General features: G+C 43.7%; 13 protein-coding genes and 1 rRNA gene. 9 read left to right on the forward strand and 5 right to left on the reverse strand.

Going from position 1 to position 18,018, the window contains the following annotated elements; all coding sequences use genetic code 11:
- The first annotated feature begins 246 nt into the window (after positions 1–246).
- From KO473_RS20925 to KO473_RS20960, 8 genes are all read left to right on the forward strand, one after another.
- Positions 247–891, forward strand: a complete 645-nt coding sequence (locus KO473_RS20925) for a TetR/AcrR family transcriptional regulator (protein ID WP_005782249.1) — start codon at positions 247–249, stop codon at positions 889–891.
- 49 nt (positions 892–940) lie between these two features.
- Positions 941–2,293, forward strand: coding sequence for a TolC family protein (locus KO473_RS20930; RefSeq protein ID WP_032531561.1), 1,353 nt, complete (start codon positions 941–943; stop codon positions 2,291–2,293).
- Between the two features lie 28 nt (positions 2,294–2,321).
- A complete protein-coding gene (locus KO473_RS20935) occupies positions 2,322–3,338 on the forward strand; it encodes an efflux RND transporter periplasmic adaptor subunit (protein WP_005811320.1) in 1,017 nt (338 codons plus the stop codon).
- 97 nt (positions 3,339–3,435) lie between these two features.
- Positions 3,436–6,594, forward strand: a complete 3,159-nt coding sequence (locus KO473_RS20940; RefSeq protein ID WP_005782257.1) for an efflux RND transporter permease subunit — start codon at positions 3,436–3,438, stop codon at positions 6,592–6,594.
- An 18-nt stretch (positions 6,595–6,612) separates the two neighbouring features.
- A complete protein-coding gene (locus KO473_RS20945; RefSeq protein WP_005782259.1) occupies positions 6,613–6,906 on the forward strand; it encodes a PG0541 family transporter-associated protein in 294 nt (97 codons plus the stop codon).
- A gap of 112 nt (positions 6,907–7,018) precedes the next feature.
- A complete protein-coding gene (locus KO473_RS20950; RefSeq protein ID WP_032531560.1) occupies positions 7,019–8,392 on the forward strand; it encodes an SGNH/GDSL hydrolase family protein in 1,374 nt (457 codons plus the stop codon).
- On the forward strand, positions 8,379–9,275 hold the full coding sequence (locus KO473_RS20955; RefSeq protein ID WP_181996021.1) for an SGNH/GDSL hydrolase family protein: 897 nt from the start codon (positions 8,379–8,381) through the stop codon (positions 9,273–9,275). The genes KO473_RS20950 and KO473_RS20955 overlap by 14 nt, the downstream gene beginning before the upstream one ends.
- Positions 9,262–10,749, forward strand: a complete 1,488-nt coding sequence (locus KO473_RS20960; RefSeq protein ID WP_005822100.1) for an MBOAT family protein — start codon at positions 9,262–9,264, stop codon at positions 10,747–10,749. Before KO473_RS20955 ends, KO473_RS20960 begins: the two co-directional genes overlap by 14 nt.
- 140 nt (positions 10,750–10,889) lie before the next feature.
- Here the strand turns inward: KO473_RS20960 and KO473_RS20965 are convergent, their stop codons facing one another.
- From KO473_RS20965 to KO473_RS20985, 5 genes are all read right to left on the reverse strand, one after another.
- On the reverse strand, positions 10,890–11,465 hold the full coding sequence (locus KO473_RS20965; protein ID WP_005822098.1) for a DUF4369 domain-containing protein: 576 nt from the start codon (positions 11,463–11,465) through the stop codon (positions 10,890–10,892).
- Between the two features lie 92 nt (positions 11,466–11,557).
- Positions 11,558–12,520 carry a BT1926 family outer membrane beta-barrel protein gene (locus KO473_RS20970; protein WP_005811308.1) on the reverse strand — a complete coding sequence of 321 codons (963 nt, stop codon included), beginning with the start codon at positions 12,518–12,520 and terminating at the stop codon, positions 11,558–11,560.
- A 23-nt stretch (positions 12,521–12,543) separates the two neighbouring features.
- Positions 12,544–15,024, reverse strand: coding sequence for a hypothetical protein (locus KO473_RS20975; protein ID WP_005822097.1), 2,481 nt, complete (start codon positions 15,022–15,024; stop codon positions 12,544–12,546).
- 439 nt (positions 15,025–15,463) lie between these two features.
- A complete protein-coding gene (locus KO473_RS20980) occupies positions 15,464–16,405 on the reverse strand; it encodes a site-specific integrase (RefSeq protein WP_122130208.1) in 942 nt (313 codons plus the stop codon).
- Between the two features lie 463 nt (positions 16,406–16,868).
- Positions 16,869–17,021, reverse strand: a complete 153-nt coding sequence (locus tag KO473_RS20985) for a hypothetical protein (RefSeq protein ID WP_157173564.1) — start codon at positions 17,019–17,021, stop codon at positions 16,869–16,871.
- An 891-nt stretch (positions 17,022–17,912) separates the two neighbouring features.
- On the opposite strand from KO473_RS20985, the gene KO473_RS20990 reads away from it, so the two are divergent.
- Positions 17,913–18,018, forward strand: a 16S ribosomal RNA gene (locus KO473_RS20990); the annotation flags it as partial.

Consider the following 18,018-nt stretch of genomic DNA (forward strand, 5'->3'; position numbering starts at 1 on the left):
TTTTTCTCTTTCGGTGGGCGGGAATACCTTTCTGAAAGTATCTCTTAGCCTTATCTTTGCATCATTGATTTCTGTTAACACTTGTTTCGATTTTCGTTTGGAAAGTTATAATATTTATCAAATATGTATGCATAATTAGGAAACTGATTTATCCCGTCGAGTTTTCTGCTTATCTTTGTTCAGTTTTTCGTTTCTATTAGGCGAAAACGCTGATAATCGATAGTCTAACAACAAAAGAACGGGTTAATGATTGAGAATGTGAAAGAGAACTCACAAAGAGGGGAACTAAGAGACAGAATTATTGAGACAGCTTCGGAAGCTTTTACTGCACATGGTATCAAAAGTATTACGATGGACGACATTGCTGCGTCCTTAAGTATATCGAAACGTACACTTTATGAGGTCTTTCAAGATAAAGAGAGCTTGCTGACCGAGTGTATTTTAAAGCGTCAGGAGGAGATGAATACCTTCTTGGCGGAAACTTTGGCTAACTCGAAAAATGTTCTTGAAGTTATACTTGTATGCTATCAGCGGAGCATTGAGACATTCCATCGAACGAACAAACGTTTTTTCGAGGACATAAAGAAATATCCGAAAGTTCACAGCTTGCTGAAGAATTACCGGGAAAGAGACTCAGACAGTACGATCGAGTTTTTTAAGATGGGCATTAAACAGGGGATATTCAGAGATGATGTAAACTTTGCCATTGTCAACCTGTTGGTTCACGAGCAGCTCGACCTGTTGATGAATACGGATATTTGCAATAAATATTCTTTCCTCGAGGTTTACGAGGCGATTATGTTTACCTACATCCGTGGAATTTCCACAGAGAAAGGAGCACGGGTATTGGAAGATTTCATAACGGAATATAGAAAACAAAGAATACACTAAGATAGGGAAGCACAAAGAAGTTCCCAGGATAAACAACTAAAATTATTGTATGAACAAAATGAAATGTTTCTTAAGCAAAAAGATGCTTTTAGCGGTGGCTGTACTGCTCTCGGTGGGTTATGTGCAGGCACAGGAGGTTAAAGACACCTTGCAACTGACGCTTGACAAAGCACTGGAAATTGCGTTGAGTGAAAACCCCACAATGAAAGTGGCCGGCCAAGAGATTCAGCTGAAAAAAGAGGCTAAGAAGGAGGCATACGGAGGATTATTTCCGGAGATTTCGTTGACAGGTTCTTATTCGCGGACACTGAAAAAACAGACAATGGTGATGGACTTTGGCGGAGAATCGCAGACCATCCAGGTAGGTTCGGACAACTCGTATAACGGAGGACTGAATGTGAGTCTGCCCGTTTTTGCTCCGGCACTTTACAAGAGTATTAATCTGACTAAATCGGATGTAGAACTGGCTGTTGAGAAGGCACGCTCGTCAAAACTCGATCTGGTGAATCAAGTGACCAAGGCGTATTATCAACTGCTATTGGCACAGGACAGCTACGAGGTGCTTCTGCAGAGCTATGCACAGGCAGAGGCTAACTATGAAGTGGTGAAAGCCAAATACGAGCAAGGTACGGTTAGCGAGTACGATAAGATTCGCGCCGATGTACAGGTGCGCAGCCTGAAACCCTCGGTTGTTTCCGCCCGTAACGGGGTGAATCTTGCCCGTTTGCAGTTGCAGGTGCTGATGGGGATGGATACCGATGTAGCTATTGCCGCTGACGGTAACCTGAAGGATTATGAAATGGTGATGTTCCGTCGCCAGATGGAAAGCAACCAGCTGAACCTGAATAATAACAGCGATTTGAAGCAATTGGATTTAAATGCCGATTTGTTGAAGAAGACGCTGGCTGTTCAGCGGACTAACTTTATGCCGACGCTGGCTGCATCTTTCAACTATTCGTATACATCACTGAATAACGACTTTAAGATGTCACACTATAAGTGGTTTCCATATTCTACTGTCGGTTTGAGCCTGAGTATTCCTTTGTTTAAGGCAAGTAACTTTACGAAGGTGAAGCAGACCAAGATTCAGATGCAGCAATTGACCGAGAACCGTACCAACGTACAGCGTCAGTTGACTATGCAGGCCACCAGCTATCTGGACAATATGGCAGCAAGCACTGAACAGGTGGTCAGCAATAAAGAAGGAATCGTACAAGCAGAAAAGGGACGTCTCATTGCCCAGAAACGTTATGAAGTGGGAAAAGGGACTATCCTTGAACTGAACGATTCGGAAGTGGCGCTCACACAGGCCCAGTTGACCTACAATCAGTCTATTTACGACTATCTGGTTGCAAAGGCTGATCTTGATCAGGTATTGGGAAGAGAAGAGGTAACAGAGTAACTAAACACACAACAATTAAAATTTGAATATGAAAAGATGTTTCCAATTAGTAGCCCTGCTCGCCGTTGTGCTATTGGGCTCGTGCACTGGAGGAAAAGACAAAGGTGCCGCTGAAAAAACAGAAGAAAAGCCAAAAGTAAAATTGGCTGATGTAACAGCGCGCCCGGTAGAACAGATACAGGAATACACGGCAACTGTAGAAGCTGAAGTGAAGAATAACATTGCGCCTTCATCACCGGTGCGTATTGATAAAATCTTTGTAGAGGTAGGCGATCATGTATCCAAAGGACAGAGACTGGTACAGATGGATGCTGCCAACCTGAAACAGACTAAACTGCAACTGGACAACCAGGAAGTGGAGTTCAAGCGTATTGACGAACTTTATAAAGTGGGTGGTGCTTCCAAATCGGAATGGGATGCTGCGAAGATGGCCTATGACGTAAAGAAAACGGCTTACCAGAATTTGCTGGAGAATACTTCTTTGCTGAGTCCTATCAGCGGTGTGGTGACTGCCCGCAATTATGATAGCGGTGATATGTACAGCGGAGGCAATCCGGTGCTGACCGTCGAGAAGATCACTCCGGTTAAGCTGCTGATCAACGTATCCGAGGTTTACTTTACCAAAGTGAAAAAAGGTGCTCCTGTCGATGTGAAACTGGATGTTTATGGCGATGAGGCTTTCGAAGGCAAAATCAGCCTGATTTATCCGACAATCGATCCGACTACCCGTACATTCCAGGTAGAGATTCAGTTGCCTAATCAGAATCAGAAAGTACGTCCGGGAATGTTTGCCCGTGCCAGTCTGAACTTCGGTACGGAAGAGAATGTGGTTGTTCCCGATCTGGCGATTGTGAAACAGGCAGGTGCCGGTGACCGCTATGTGTATGTATACAAAGATGGAAAGGTGACATACAATAAGGTCGAACTGGGACGCCGCATGGGTGCTGAGTATGAGTTGAAGTCCGGTGTACCCAACAATTCTCAGGTAGTCATTGCCGGTCAAACCCGATTGATCAACGGCACTGAGGTAGAAGTAGAAAAATAATGAATCAATGTAACCGCATGCCGTGTGTTTCCTTATAACGTATGGGGCACCATTTACGGCATACCGGTACATTATCCACTTTTAATAATTAGGAAAAATGAGTTTATACGAAGGAGCGGTAAAAAAACCGATTATGACCTCCCTCTGCTTTCTTGCAGTGGTGATTTTTGGTCTCTTCTCTTTGTCCAAATTGCCTATCGACTTGTATCCGGATATCGATACGAATACGATCATGGTAATGACCGCCTATCCCGGAGCAAGTGCTTCGGATATAGAAAACAACGTGACTCGTCCGTTGGAGAATACGCTGAATGCTGTCAGCAACCTGAAGCATATCACTTCCCGTTCGTCCGAAAATATGTCTCTGATTACATTAGAGTTTGAATATGGTAACGATATCGATGTACTGACAAATGATGTACGCGATAAACTGGATATGGTCAGCTCTCAGCTGCCGGATGATGTGGAGAACCCCATCATCTTCAAGTTCAGTACCGACATGATTCCGATTGTACTGCTGTCGGTACAAGCTAATGAAAGCCAGTCGGCATTATATAAGATTCTGGACGACCGTGTTGTTAACCCGTTGGCACGTATCCCCGGTGTGGGTACGGTATCCATCAGTGGTGCGCCCCAACGTGAGATTCAGGTCTATTGTGACCCTAACAAACTGGAAGCCTATAATCTGACCATTGAAACAATCAGTTCGATTATTGGTGCCGAGAACAAAAATATCCCCGGTGGTAACTTCGATATCGGTAACGAGACTTATTCGTTGCGTGTTGAAGGAGAGTTTGACGATTCGCGCCAACTGGAAGATGTTGTAGTAGGTAGTTACAATGGGGCAAATATTTATTTGCGTGATGTGGCCCGGGTAGTCGATACGGTAGAAGAGCGCGCTCAGGAAACATATAATAATGGAGTGAAAGGTGCCATGATTGTCGTACAGAAGCAATCGGGAGCCAACTCCGTAGATATCTCCAAGAAAGTGGCCGAGGCCCTGCCTAAGTTGCAGAAGAATTTGCCGAGTGATGTGAAGCTGGGAGTGATTGTCGATACATCGGACAACATCCTCAACACCATCGACAGTTTGGCCGAGACCGTATTGTATGCCCTTTTATTCGTTGTCATCGTGGTGTTCCTTTTCCTGGGACGTTGGCGTGCGACATTGATTATATGTATCACTATTCCGCTTTCGCTGATTGCCTCGTTTATTTACCTGGCCGTCACCGGAAATACGATTAACATCATCTCACTTTCGTCTCTTTCTATTGCCATCGGTATGGTGGTGGACGATGCGATTGTGGTACTTGAAAATGTGACGACCCACATCGAACGTGGTTCCGATCCGAAACAGGCTGCGGTGCACGGAACCAATGAGGTGGCTATCTCCGTTATTGCTTCCACACTGACCATGATTGCGGTGTTCTTCCCGTTGACGATGGTAAGTGGTATGTCCGGAGTGATGTTTAAGCAGTTGGGATGGATGATGTGTGCCATCATGTTTATCTCTACTGTGGCTGCTTTGTCATTGACCCCGATGCTCTGTTCGCAGTTGTTGCGTTTACAGAAGAAGCAATCGAAGACCTTCAAGCTCCTTTTCGGCCCTATTGAGAAAGGACTGGATGCTTTGGATACAGGCTATGCCCATATGTTGAATTGGGCAGTTCGGCATCGTCCGATTGTTATCTTCGGTTGTATCGTGTTCTTTGTCGTCAGCCTGTTCTGTGCCAAGAGCATCGGTACTGAATTCTTCCCGGCGCAGGATAATGCCCGTATCGCAGTTCAGCTGGAGTTACCTATCGGAACACGCAAAGAGCTGGCACAGGAGATTTCGGAGAAACTGACTAACCAATGGCTGAACAAATATAAAGGTGTAATGACTGTATGTAACTATACGGTAGGACAGGCCGACTCAGACAATACCTGGGCCTCTATGCAGGATAACGGTTCGCACATTATATCGTTCAACATCAGTCTGGTCGATCCGGGTGATCGTGATATCAGCCTTGAACAAGTCTGTGACGAAATGCGTGAAGATCTGAAGAAATATCCGGAGTTCAGCAAAGCGCAGGTCATCCTGGGTGGTAGTAACACAGGTATGTCTGCTCAGGCAAGTGCCGATTTTGAGGTATATGGTTATAGTATGGAGGAAACCGATAGCGTAGCTGCACGTCTCAAACGTGAGTTGCTCAATGTGAAAGGTGTGTCGGAAGTCAACATCAGCCGTAGTGACTATCAGCCCGAGTATCAGGTAGACTTCGATCGTGAGAAACTGGCTTTGCACGGATTGAATCTGGCAACCGCCGGTAATTATCTGCGTAACCGTATCAATGGTGCCATTGCCTCTAAATACCGTGAGGATGGAGACGAATATGACATTAAAGTGCGTTATGCGCCGGAACACCGTACAAGTATTGAAAGCATCGAGAATATCCTTATTTATAACAGTCGTGGAGAAGCCGTACGCGTAAAAGAGCTTGGAAAGGTTGTCGAACGTTTTGCGCCACCTACCATCGAGCGTAAAGACCGTGAACGTATTGTGACCGTATCGGCGGTTATCTCCGGCGAAGCATTGGGTAACGTGGTGAATGCGGGTAACGCCATTATCGATAAGATGGATATTCCGTCGGATGTAACAATTCAGGTAGCCGGTTCATACGAAGACCAGCAAGATTCGTTCCGCGACTTGGGTACACTTGCTATCCTTATTGTCGTACTGGTATTTATTGTAATGGCAGCGCAGTTCGAATCATTGACTTATCCGTTTATCATTATGTTCTCATTGCCGTTTGCTTTCAGTGGGGTATTGATGGCCCTTTTCTTCACAAAGAGCACACTGAGTGTGATGAGTTTGTTGGGGGCCATCATGTTGATCGGTATCGTTGTAAAGAATGGTATTGTGCTTATCGACTACATCACCCTTTGCCGTGAGCGTGGATTGGCAGTGCTTAACTCCGTTGTAACAGCCGGCAAGAGCCGTCTTCGCCCGGTATTGATGACCACTGCTACTACTGTCCTCGGTATGATTCCGATGGCAATCGGTGGTGGACAGGGTTCGGAGATGTGGAGTCCGATGGCGATTGCCGTAATTGGCGGTTTGACGGTTTCTACCATTCTGACCTTGATTCTCATCCCTACTTTATACTGTGTGTTTGCCGGTACAGGTATCAAGCATCAGCGTAAAGTGTTGAGACGCAAACGTGAGCTGGAAGCTTACTTTGAAGAGCATAAAGATGAAATGATTAAGAAATAATAAAGAAGAAATCAAGATATGAAATCAGTATTAATCACATTCGATCAGGCTTATTTCGAACGTATCATTGCTTTGCTGGACCGTTTGAGTTGCCGTGGTTTCACCTATTTGGAACGGGTGCAGGGACGTGGCTCGAAGACAGGCGATCCCCACTTCGGCAGCCATGCCTGGCCCAGTATGTGTTCGGCCATCATCACGGTGGTGGACGACAAGAAGGTTGACCCGTTGCTGGATGCATTGCATAAGATGGACATGCAGACAGAGCAGCTTGGCCTGAGAGCTTTTGTCACCAACGTGGAGCGGAGCATTTAACGCCTGCCGACAGATAAGATCAGAGGAGAATCTCATTAATTTAATGTAGATTCTCCTCTCTTTTTATGGGTTTTATCTATCTTTGCAACTTCTTATTAAATTAAGAGCGTGCATGAAAAATTATTTGAAATATTCGTTGTGGCTGACATTGATTGTCTTGTTTGCATTGATCGGAATGCACTGGCTGCCGGCTATAACGATCGACGGACATACAATGAGACGGGTAGATTTGCTGAGCGATGTCCGTATGCCTGAACCTGATAAAGATGAAGCGGAAGCAGACAGCCTGCCTCCGGTCCCGGTAGTGAAACCTGCATTTGTAGATACGTGTCGCAGTGGGATGACCTGTATCGAAGATTATAGTGACTCTACGATGCGGGGAATGACTCCTTTTTATCGTGCCTTGGACGAGATTCAATCGAAAGGCCGGTTGGTGCGGATAGCAGTATTTGGCGATTCTTTTATTGAGGCAGATATCTTCACTGCCGATCTTCGTGAGATGTTGCAGAAACGTTTCGGTGGGTGTGGTGTCGGTTTTGTTACCATTACTTCGATGACCAGTGGATACCGTCCGACGGTACGTCATTCTTTTGGCGGATGGTCCAGTCATGCAGTGACCGATAGCGTTTATTTCGACAAAAAGAAGCAAGGAGTTTCCGGACACTACTTCGTTCCTCGTGAAGGGGCCTATGTCGAACTCCGGGGACAGAATAAATATGCTTCCCTGCTCGATACTTGCCAGACAGCTTCCATCTTTTTCTATAACAAAGGCGAAGTCAGCCTTTCCGTTCGTGTCAACCGTGGTGAGACTGATACACGGGAATTCCCTTCTACCGGCAGTTTGCAGCAGATGAAGGTAAACGGTCGCATCGGCTCGGTGCGCTGGGATATCAATCAGGCAGATTCTACTTTATTTTATGGATTGGCAATGGATGGTACGCAAGGGATTATTGTCGACAATTTCTCCTTGCGCGGCAGTTCGGGACTCTCGCTTCGCAGCATTCCGTCAAAGATGCTGCAAGAGTTTAATGCCCAGCGTCCCTACGACTTGATTATTCTGGAATATGGTCTGAATGTTGCGACCGAGCGGGGACGGAACTACGATCCTTATAAGAAAGGCCTTCTTACGGCCATAAACCACTTGAAAGAGTGTTTTCCACAATCCGGTTTTTTGTTGCTGAGTGTGGGTGACCGCGATTATAAGACCGATACCGGCGAATTACGCACGATGCCCGGTGTGAAAAACCTGATTCGCTATCAGCAAAGCATAGCAGCGGAAAGCGGAATTGCTTTCTGGAACATGTTTGAGGCTATGGGAGGTGACGGAAGTATGGCAGGGTTGGTACATGCCAAGCCTTCTTTGGCTAATTATGATTATACACACATCAACTTCCGGGGTGGACGTCACCTGGCAGGACTACTATACGAAACATTGATTTATGGAAAAGAACAGTATGAAAGGAGAAAGGCCTATGAGGCTGAATAGACGGTTGGGGGTGTTACTCCTTTTGTTTTCCGGAATTTTTTCGATTCAGGCACAAGATCTTTTGCCTGCCTGCCCGCGGATGGACAAGGGTACGAAAGCCTGCAAGCCGATGCGTGAACCGGGGTTGCTGGGAGATACTGTTTCTGTGAAAGTTACTTTTCCCATAGCCTTCAGAGGAGTGGGGAGAAATGAAATCATAGACAGCCTGGGAGTGTTGACTCCCATACTTGAGCGTTTACGGCTGGTGCAAAACGGAAGTTCGGAGGATACCGTACGTATTGTTCATATTGGTGACAGCCACATACGTGGACACATCTTTCCCCGTACTACCGGTGCCCGACTGACAGAAACATTTGGAGCGGTGTCCTATACGGATATGGGAGTCAATGGAGCTACTTGCCTGACGTTTACTCATCCTGAGCGTATTGCGGCTATTGCAGCCTTGAAACCCGAGCTGTTGATTCTTTCGTTTGGAACGAATGAAAGTCATAACCGGAAGTACAATTCGAATGTGCATTACCGGCAGATGGAGGAACTGCTCGGATTGTTGCGCGACAGTTTGCCAAATGTGCCTATCTTGCTGACTACTCCTCCGGGATCTTACGAGAGTTTCCGTCAACGTCGCCGGCGTCGTACTTATGCTGTCAATCCCCGTACGGTAACAGCAGTGAATACAATCCATGATTTTGCCCGCCGCCACAAGTTGGTGGTGTGGGATATGTACAATATCGTAGGCGGAAGCCTGCGTGCCTGCAAAAACTGGATGGATGCGGGACTGATGCGTCCGGATCATGTGCACTATCTTCCCGAAGGTTATACACTTCAGGGAGAATTATTATATGAAGCCATTATTAAAGCCTATAATGAGTATGTTTCCCATTGATATCGATTTTAGCCGCCTGTTGGAGGCCTTTAAATACAATCCGGATGCTCCGATGATATTCAGCAGTGGAATTTTCCTCTGGCTCTTCGCTGCGTTCATGGTAATCTATACACTGTTGCAGCACCGCAACACAGCGCGTATTTTATTTGTCGCTCTTTTCTCTTATTATTTTTATTATAAGAGTAGTGGTACTTATTTCTTCCTGCTCGCCATTGTCACCGTTACCGATTTTGTGATAGCTTGGCTGATGGATCGGACCGATGTCCGCTGGAAGCGTAAACTATGGGTAATACTCAGTGTATCGGTCAATTTAGGATTGCTCTGCTACTTCAAATACACTAATTTTCTTGGTGGTGTCATTGCTTCGCTGATGGGGGGAGAGTTCACCGCACTCGATATCTTTTTGCCTGTCGGCATCTCTTTCTTCACCTTCCAGTCGTTAAGTTATACTATCGATGTTTACCGGAGAGAGATCAAGCCCCTTACCAGTTTACTGGACTATGCCTTTTATGTTTCTTTCTTTCCTCAGTTGGTGGCAGGCCCTATCGTGCGGGCACGCGATTTTATTCCGCAAATTCGTAAACCGCTGTATGTGTCACAAGAGATGTTCGGTAGAGGCATTTTCCTGATTGTCGCCGGATTGTTCAAAAAAGCGGTTATTTCCGATTATATCAGTGTCAACTTTGTGGAGCGCATTTTTGACAATCCTACGCTTTATTCGGGAGTTGAGAATCTGATGGGACTTTATGGCTATGCCTTGCAGATTTATTGTGATTTTTCAGGATACAGTGATATGGCAATCGGTATCGCCCTTTTGCTTGGTTTTCATTTCAATCTGAATTTTAATTCTCCGTATAAGTCAGCCTCGATCACCGAGTTCTGGAGGCGTTGGCACATTTCGTTGTCGAGTTGGTTGCGCGATTATCTTTATATCTCCTTGGGGGGTAACCGACATGGAAAGTTCCGTCAGTATCTCAATCTGATTATTACCATGTTTCTCGGTGGATTGTGGCACGGGGCTTCCTGGAATTTTGTATTGTGGGGCACTTTTCATGGTGTGGCACTTGCTCTACACAAAGCGTGGATGTCTATTGCTGGAAGAAAGAAAGGGGAGACCAGTCACGGCATTCGGCGGGTATTGGGTGTCATTATTACCTTCCACTTTGTTTGTTTCTGCTGGATTTTCTTCCGTAACGCCGATTTTCATAATTCAATGGATATGTTGAACCAGATTTTTACGGCTTTTCGTCCCCAGCTTTTTCCGCAACTGATTGAGGGATATTGGCGGGTATTTGCACTGATGGTAGTCGGGTTTCTGCTTCATTTTGCTCCGGATAGTTGGGAAAATGCTGTTTGTCGTGGAGTTATCAAACTCCCTTTCCTTGGCAAGGCCCTTGTGATGGTGGCTATGATCTATCTGGTTATCCAAATGAAGAGTAGTGAAATTCAGCCGTTCATCTACTTCCAGTTCTGATACATTCTGTACCGGTTGGGGCAAGGGAGAGAAAAAGAAACCGGAAACCTCCTCACGGAGCTTTCCGGTGCAACACTAAAAGTACCGGACAGGCAGAGAACTAGGTAAAACTCCTGCCTGTGTGTTCCGGTATGTTTTCCCTAACCGATGCCGAGTGTTTTTCGTACTTCGGCCTGTTGCTTTTCGTTTAGTTTGTTTTGATAGGCTTTATATAAATACTTTCCTACAGGGCTGCTGGCGTGTTTCACAATCTGTTCCAACACAAATCCCGCAAAAGCTTCTTTAATTTCTTTTATCTCTTTCCCGGTGAAATCCCGGTCTTTGAACCGGTCGATGGCTACCAAGGTCTGCATCATCTCCTCGTTCAGTCCGGTGCCTTCCACCAGTACGATGTCTCCTACTTTTGTGTTGATCTCTCCCGGTTCCAGAACTATGGGTAGAGTGATGGGGAACCGGTCGCTGTCAGTTTCCTGAATAAAGAGTTCCCTCACTTCAGGAGCATTTATTTTTCCACTGAACACAAAGCGTCCTTCACTCACCGTAGCGCTGTCATATCTCACTGTGCCTTTGACAGCATCTTGCAGATAGATGGTTCTGCCTTCCAGTTTCTCGTTGGTCACTATTCCTCTGAGGTGGTAAGTCCCTTCTTGGGGTGCATGGTTGCAGGCTCCCATTATGAGGACTATCAACAAAATTCCTGTGAGTTCTCTTTTCATCTTCTTCTTATCTATCCTATGGTTTAGAAAAAATCACCCCATACATACCCGAAGGTAGAACGGGGTGATCTTTCGTAGTATTCTGGACTTATTTAAAATCTAAATCCTATTTTCAGGTTGGGCAGAGCAAACAAGTTGATGTTGTGATGTCCTACCTTATAGACGGGTGTTCCTTTCGGGATAATCTGAATCATGTCGTAGCGATAAGCTACCGGTTGAACTTCAAATCCCAGGATCAGTCCTTTGCTGAGGCTGTATTCGATACCCGCAACGGCTGCTGCGCGTAAACCGAATATCTGTCCGGCTTTGCTGTTGGGGATATAAACCTCCAGGGGAGTACCTGTGACGTCTCCATCGTCTACGACCGGACTATTGTCCTGTCCGCTCGGATCTTGACTCGGTTGTAAATTGGTATCATCTCCATCTGTGTCCATATCTTTATCATTTACCATGACTCCGGTATACGGAAGTGTGGTTTCTATTCTTCCCATTTGCCAGCCCAGCAGGCCACCTACATACAGATTGATGCGTTCGTTTTTTGTGTTGAAGTAATAGTTTGAGCCAATATTAACCGACCAGTTGTTTTTGATTCTGCCTTCCATATATTGAAGAGCCGGAATCTGCATATCGGTAACCGTCTTGTCTCCCTCGATATAATCCTTTTTGGGGGTTACACCGATGTTCATGCTGAACATCAGGTTGACATCCCAACGGTCTGTCAGGAAGTATTTTCCCTGTATACCGATGATATTGACCAAATTATTAGAATTCAAATCTCCCAGTTGAAGGTAAGTAGCCGGATCGGATGACTGGTGTCCGGATGTATTGCCTAATCCTACATTCGGAAAGCTATAGTTTTGTCCGTTCCAGTAGGTAGGCAACAGATAGTTCTCCGTATTGTTGTTGAACATCTGCGAACTACCCAGTATCATGGATACTTGCCACTGACCTTTTTTAGGAGCAAACGACGCATCATCGCTGCTGCTGTATTGCTGCGCCATCACAGGCGCAACAGTACATACAGACAGAAGGATTATGCATAGTTTCTTTATCATATATATTCTTCTTTAATTTTTTATTATTCAGCTGCGTAAGCGTCCAAGAGTTTCTTCAGAGTTGCGTTCAAGCCGTCAACTGCTGCTTGCTTTTCGTCTACTGTTCTTTGAGCCTTTTCGATATCTTGTTTAAGCAGGTCAAGATACTGTTCATTGCCTTCGTTACTGGTATATCCGAATTTCTCAAACAAAGCAATTTTGTTGTCAATAGCTTCTACAGCGTTCTTGGCTTTGGTAATAATTCCTTCTTGATATTCAAGTAAAGCTGCCAAAGTCTTAGCCTCTTCGCTTACCTTATAGGTGTGGCTGTCGGCATCATAATACGTATAGTAGAAGTATCCATCTTCCATAGCTCTTTCAACAAGGGCGATTTCAGCTTTAATCTTGGAATACTCAGTTACGACATTACCCAAAAGTGGTTTTTGTTCGTTAGAAGTATAGTAGTCTTTGTAAGGGTTACCTTCAGAGAAAATATTGTTTTGACGTTCCGACTTATTGTCTTTAATCAGGTAGCAAGCCAATTCTGCCTGCCACAATGCGGCGTTTTCATCTTTGATATGTGCTTCCAGTTTTTCTATGTTTTCGTTGATAGCTTCCACTTCCGCAAGTACAGGATCTGCTTCTGCCTTGATCTTGGCATACAAAGCCTGCCATTTGTCGAGGTTAGCCAGATAGTTAGATTCCTGGGCTAAATTGGAGTATTTAATGAATGAACCTGAATTTTCGTCGGGATCTTCAATCAACTGAGAAACATTTTTGGGCATATCATATTTATTTGCTGATACTTCTTTAGGTTCGATGCTCTTTTCAAGATTAAGCGTTGAACCACCGAACAGTGCTTGATTAGCCTCCAAGAAGGCAGAGAGTGTGCTACCTTCAGCTTTAGCATTGAATGATGTTGCAAGAGTTTCATTGCCGATTAATGAACTTATATCGTCACTTACTGCAGTTGCAATTGCTTCATTGAAAGTAGCCAGATTAGCGTCCGTTAAAGCGTCTTTATAAGTAGTAGCGAATTCTACGTTAAAACCGTCTACCGCTTTTCTCTTTCCAAGGTATCCCAATATGGAGGTACGCAGTGTGTTGGCTGTTTCCAACTTCTTGTCTTCAGCTTTTAAGCTGTTATAAGTTGTGATCTCTTTCTTAATCGCTTGATAAGTGTTGGCTCCTTTATAGTTATTATAAGCCTTCAGTGCTCCTACATAAGTAACGTATGCGTCGATCCATGTGATAGAATCAGCTTTGAACTGGGCGTAAGCCGGTTTCTTATCAATTTCTAAACGCTTAAGTTCATTCTCAAATTTAGCTTTGTATGCATCCAGTAATTTTCCGCTGGCATCGAATGCTTCGCTATTCTCTCCTTGATAATATGCCTTTATAGCATTGGCGATGGCTCCTATTTTAGTTGCTTTTTCATTGAGGCTAAGATCTTTAACCACTACATCTTTCTTCATGGTGTATTGGTATTTCAGCAATTCTGCGTCCCAAGCATCCTCAACAAAGATTTTATCAAGATCTTCAACGAGTGCGTCTTCACCCTCTTCGACTGACAATGCGCTGTATAATCCGCTCACCAAAGCAGGATCTACATCTGCCTTAGCCAAAGTATAAGCAGAGGATTGGGCGTCCAGCTTTATCTTTTCTTCAATAATTTGTTGATTAATAGGGAAGATCGGTTTTCTCATTTCTTCGATTTTGGTATAGGCTTCATCTTCTTTAGCGTCAAGAGCCTGCAGGTCTTCTTTATACCCTTTCAGCTTTTCTGCGAGAGCTTTGCTGTCTGTACCTGTTGCGTCCAGCGCTTTGTATTCTTCCAATAAATTTTGCTGGATTTCCAGTGTTTTAGTGGCGTGTGTTTTATCCAATTGCAATTCTTCCAGATAATATTTGTTTTGAGATAAGTAGTTAATCTCGGCAACTTCTGCTTTCATCAACTCTGATTTTGCATTCGCTAAATCAGCTAATGCACCATAGCTGGAATTTGTTGTAGTAGTTGTTTCTCCATTGGTGGTAGACTCGGATTTATATGTAAATCCAACTAATAAGTTCCGATACTTCCGGATTTCTTTGGTATACACATCATCCTTCATTGTCAGCAAAGCCACTTCGATTTCCATCAAGGCTTTTTTGTTGTTATACTCAGCTTGTGCGGTAAGTGTCTGTAGCTCGAACATCCTTGCTTTGAACTCTTCAGTTCTTTTTTGAGCTTCAGCTTCCCAATAAGCTTTTTGTTCTGCTGTTTTAGCTTGTTCTGCTTCTAAACTGCATTTTTTCAGTTCCAAGTCAACCTGATCTTTCTCAAGCTTAACTTTTTCCCGTTCTACCTTGACCAGTTGGATTTCGGTCAATGCACTTTCATAGGCGGCTTTTGCCTTAATGAATTCCGCTTTCGCTCCGCGAAGTTGTTCGATTCCTGCCGGTTCATCATTATCGATACATCCGGTGAATGTTGTAGTTGCCCCTCCCACTAAGAGCGCAGCTACGAGATAAGTCCATTTTCTCATACCTCTGTTTTTAAGTGTTAATAAAAAATGTTATGTAAGTAAATCAATGTTTCTCTCTTGCCAATTCCGGCTTTGCCTCTATCTGTATAATACCTCTATCTACCGTTACTTTATAGGTAACAGTAAATGAATCGTTTGGGACGTAAGAAGCGTCTTGTAGGGGAATCCAGGAGTTGGAAAGTGAATCTTATATGTAATAAGGTATAATAAAAGAGTGACTCTTTGCTTCCACAATAAGCAAAGAGGGGAAGAAGCATGCAATTCTTTGAGACAACTTCACAACAAACCGGAGCCTGTGGGAATCATTTTCTATCTATGAAGGAATTATTTTCTCTTTGTCTTGAAAAAAAATGTTTCTTAATTTGCTTTTTTGTGAAAAAAGGTATATGTTTGCCAAACACTTACAAAAGAGTTACCTATAAAGTAACAGAGCTGTTAATCAGTAATTTAATTTGGTATATGCCTCTCTCGCATATTTAATTATGCTCTTATTTGTTTCATCTAATTTCTTAATATTGAAAGGCTTCAAATAAGTCTCCGTCACTTTAATGGAGGAGTGTCCCATTGCTTCACTGATAATCCCCGGATGCACTTCCAGATAGTAGGCAAGTGTTGCCCATGTATGGCGTGCGGTGTACGAACTGATATTGCTGTTGAATCCAAGTAGATCCGCCAACTTTGCCAATTGATAATTGAATGTCCGTAATGCTTGCTGATATACTCTATAATTATCTTGACTTTTCTCGTTTTCTTCCAATATTGGAAATAGGTAAGTAGCGTCCGGATCTGTATTCTTCCATTCGTCGATGATATCCATGGCTTCTTTCGGCACAGTGACGGTGAGTGGACTGCCTGTTTTGTGACGGTGATAAGTGAGTGTATTTCCATCTAAGTCAGTTTTTTGCAGATAAGCCAGATCTACAAACGGAAGACCTCGCAATAAGAACATCAATACGAACAATTGATGGGTACGTCGCAAGGTTTCAGTCTGTTTCCGGGTAGACTGTGTATTGAGCAATCGTCCCATGTCTTCCGGCTTCAGTGCTCGTTTGATGTCTGTTCGAGTGCCGGTGTATACCTTTTTGAAGAGTCTGGGCATGTATGGTGCCAACTTTCGGTCTACAGCCCGATTATAAACTGCCCGCAGGACTCGCATATAGGTCGATACTGTATTCCAACTATTCCCTCGGCTTCTCAAGAAGTACTCAAAGCACTTCAGTAGTTCCGGTTTTATCTGTCGGAAATAGATTTCTTCTTTTCCCAGAAAAGTAATGAATGCATTTTTACTCGCTTGGTAAATGTGGGCTGTTCCCAGTGCATTGCCCGTTTTTAGATTTTCGATCATGGTATCCATGAATCGGGTAAAGTTCTTCTCTTTCATACGTAAGTGTTGCTTGGTTCCTAGTTTTTTCTTTGGAACAAGATAGGAATTTTTGTCGGAGGAAGAAAATGGAGTAGGGGATATGTGGCAATATTATCGCTATCCCTTCCTCTCTCTTCCTTTCTTGCTTGCTCTCTCTCTTTTTCAAATCCGTATATCTTTTTTTGATGTTTTTCTTCTGAACCGTTTCCTTGTCTGGCAAAAATCGGCTCCACAGCCCCCTGTACGCTCACTTTATTTGGTTTAAAACCAGCTCGCCTTTTGTTTTAAAGGTACTGCCCCCTCTGGTTTCCACTTCCCGTAGCATTTTTGAAAATCCCTTGCAGTCATACTTACCCGAATCGCAACTATCCCTTTCCGTCCGCCTTGTATCCCTTTTTTCGATAAATAATCCTTCTCCTCTCCATCTCCTTCATTTCCAATATTTTCCTGCCTTTATCCTCTTCCTTCTCCGTCGTTTGATTTAACGCTGTGTTAAATCAAGTCTTTTGTCTTCAAATAACAAACCTTTTAAATGTAAAAGCTTTGTTATTTCCGCTCTTAAAACAAATGTTCCCTCAATCGCATTAACAATGTTAACGCCAAAAGCCGCTGGATTTCCGATTTCTCTACTCAATCTTGTCGCAACCGGAGAGTACTGAAAAGACTGTATCCCGTGAAATCCTCCTCTTTTTTACAGATACTTCTGACAAGGATACAACCCTGCCAGCAATTTTTTATGTTTTCGCCTGATTCCTTACAGGTGTTTCTGAGAATAATAAAATCCCTTGACTAAGTTTCGTTTTTCCCTTTTTTCGTCTGTCCGTATCCCGCTTTTCCCCTTTTTGTCCTCCTGGTCTTCTTTCTTTCTTTCTTTCTTTCTTTCTTCTTTTCCCTCTATATTATAATAATGTGTCCCCCTTTTCCCTTTCCCTCCCTCTTCAAAAAATATGTTTAACAACAGCTCTATTCCTCAGTCACTTACAATAAAATTCACTTTTTATTCAAAAAAAGACCTTTAATAATTTGTCTTGTATTGGTAAATCCCGTACTTTTGCACCCGCTTTCCAAGAGAAGGAAAGTTTATTGAAATTGACATGTTGCAAAAGCGCTCGGATCCGCTTAAGAGATCTACCCGAAAAATATTTCCGAATTTATTTGGTTATATACTTAAAAAGTAGTTATCTTTGCCGTCCGATTCGCAAAGAAAAGGCAGTTTCTTTTCTTGGTTCTTTTCCTATCTATAGGATAGTTTAAGATTTTCCTCCGAAAGAAACATTTTAAAAAAAAACTTCCAGAAATATTTGGTGTTTTAAAATAAACCTTTTACCTTTGCACCCGCTTTTAAAACGAAGCGCAATCGAAAGAAGAGTTCTTTGAAAAATTGATAAACAATACAAGTAGTACAAGTAAATTTAGAACCGTCAATACTTATTATATAGGTATATGAAAAATGACCGTCAATAAATTTTCGACATCCTGAACAGAGCTAATATTGTCCCTTATTGGGATATATAACAATACTTTTACAATGAAGAGTTTGATCCTGGCTCAGGATGAACGCTAGCTACAGGCTTAACACATGCAAGTCGAGGGGCATCAGGAAGAAAGCTTGCTTTCTTTGCTGGCGACCG

The sequence above is a fragment of the Bacteroides sp. HF-4919 genome (genome assembly GCF_018860125.1).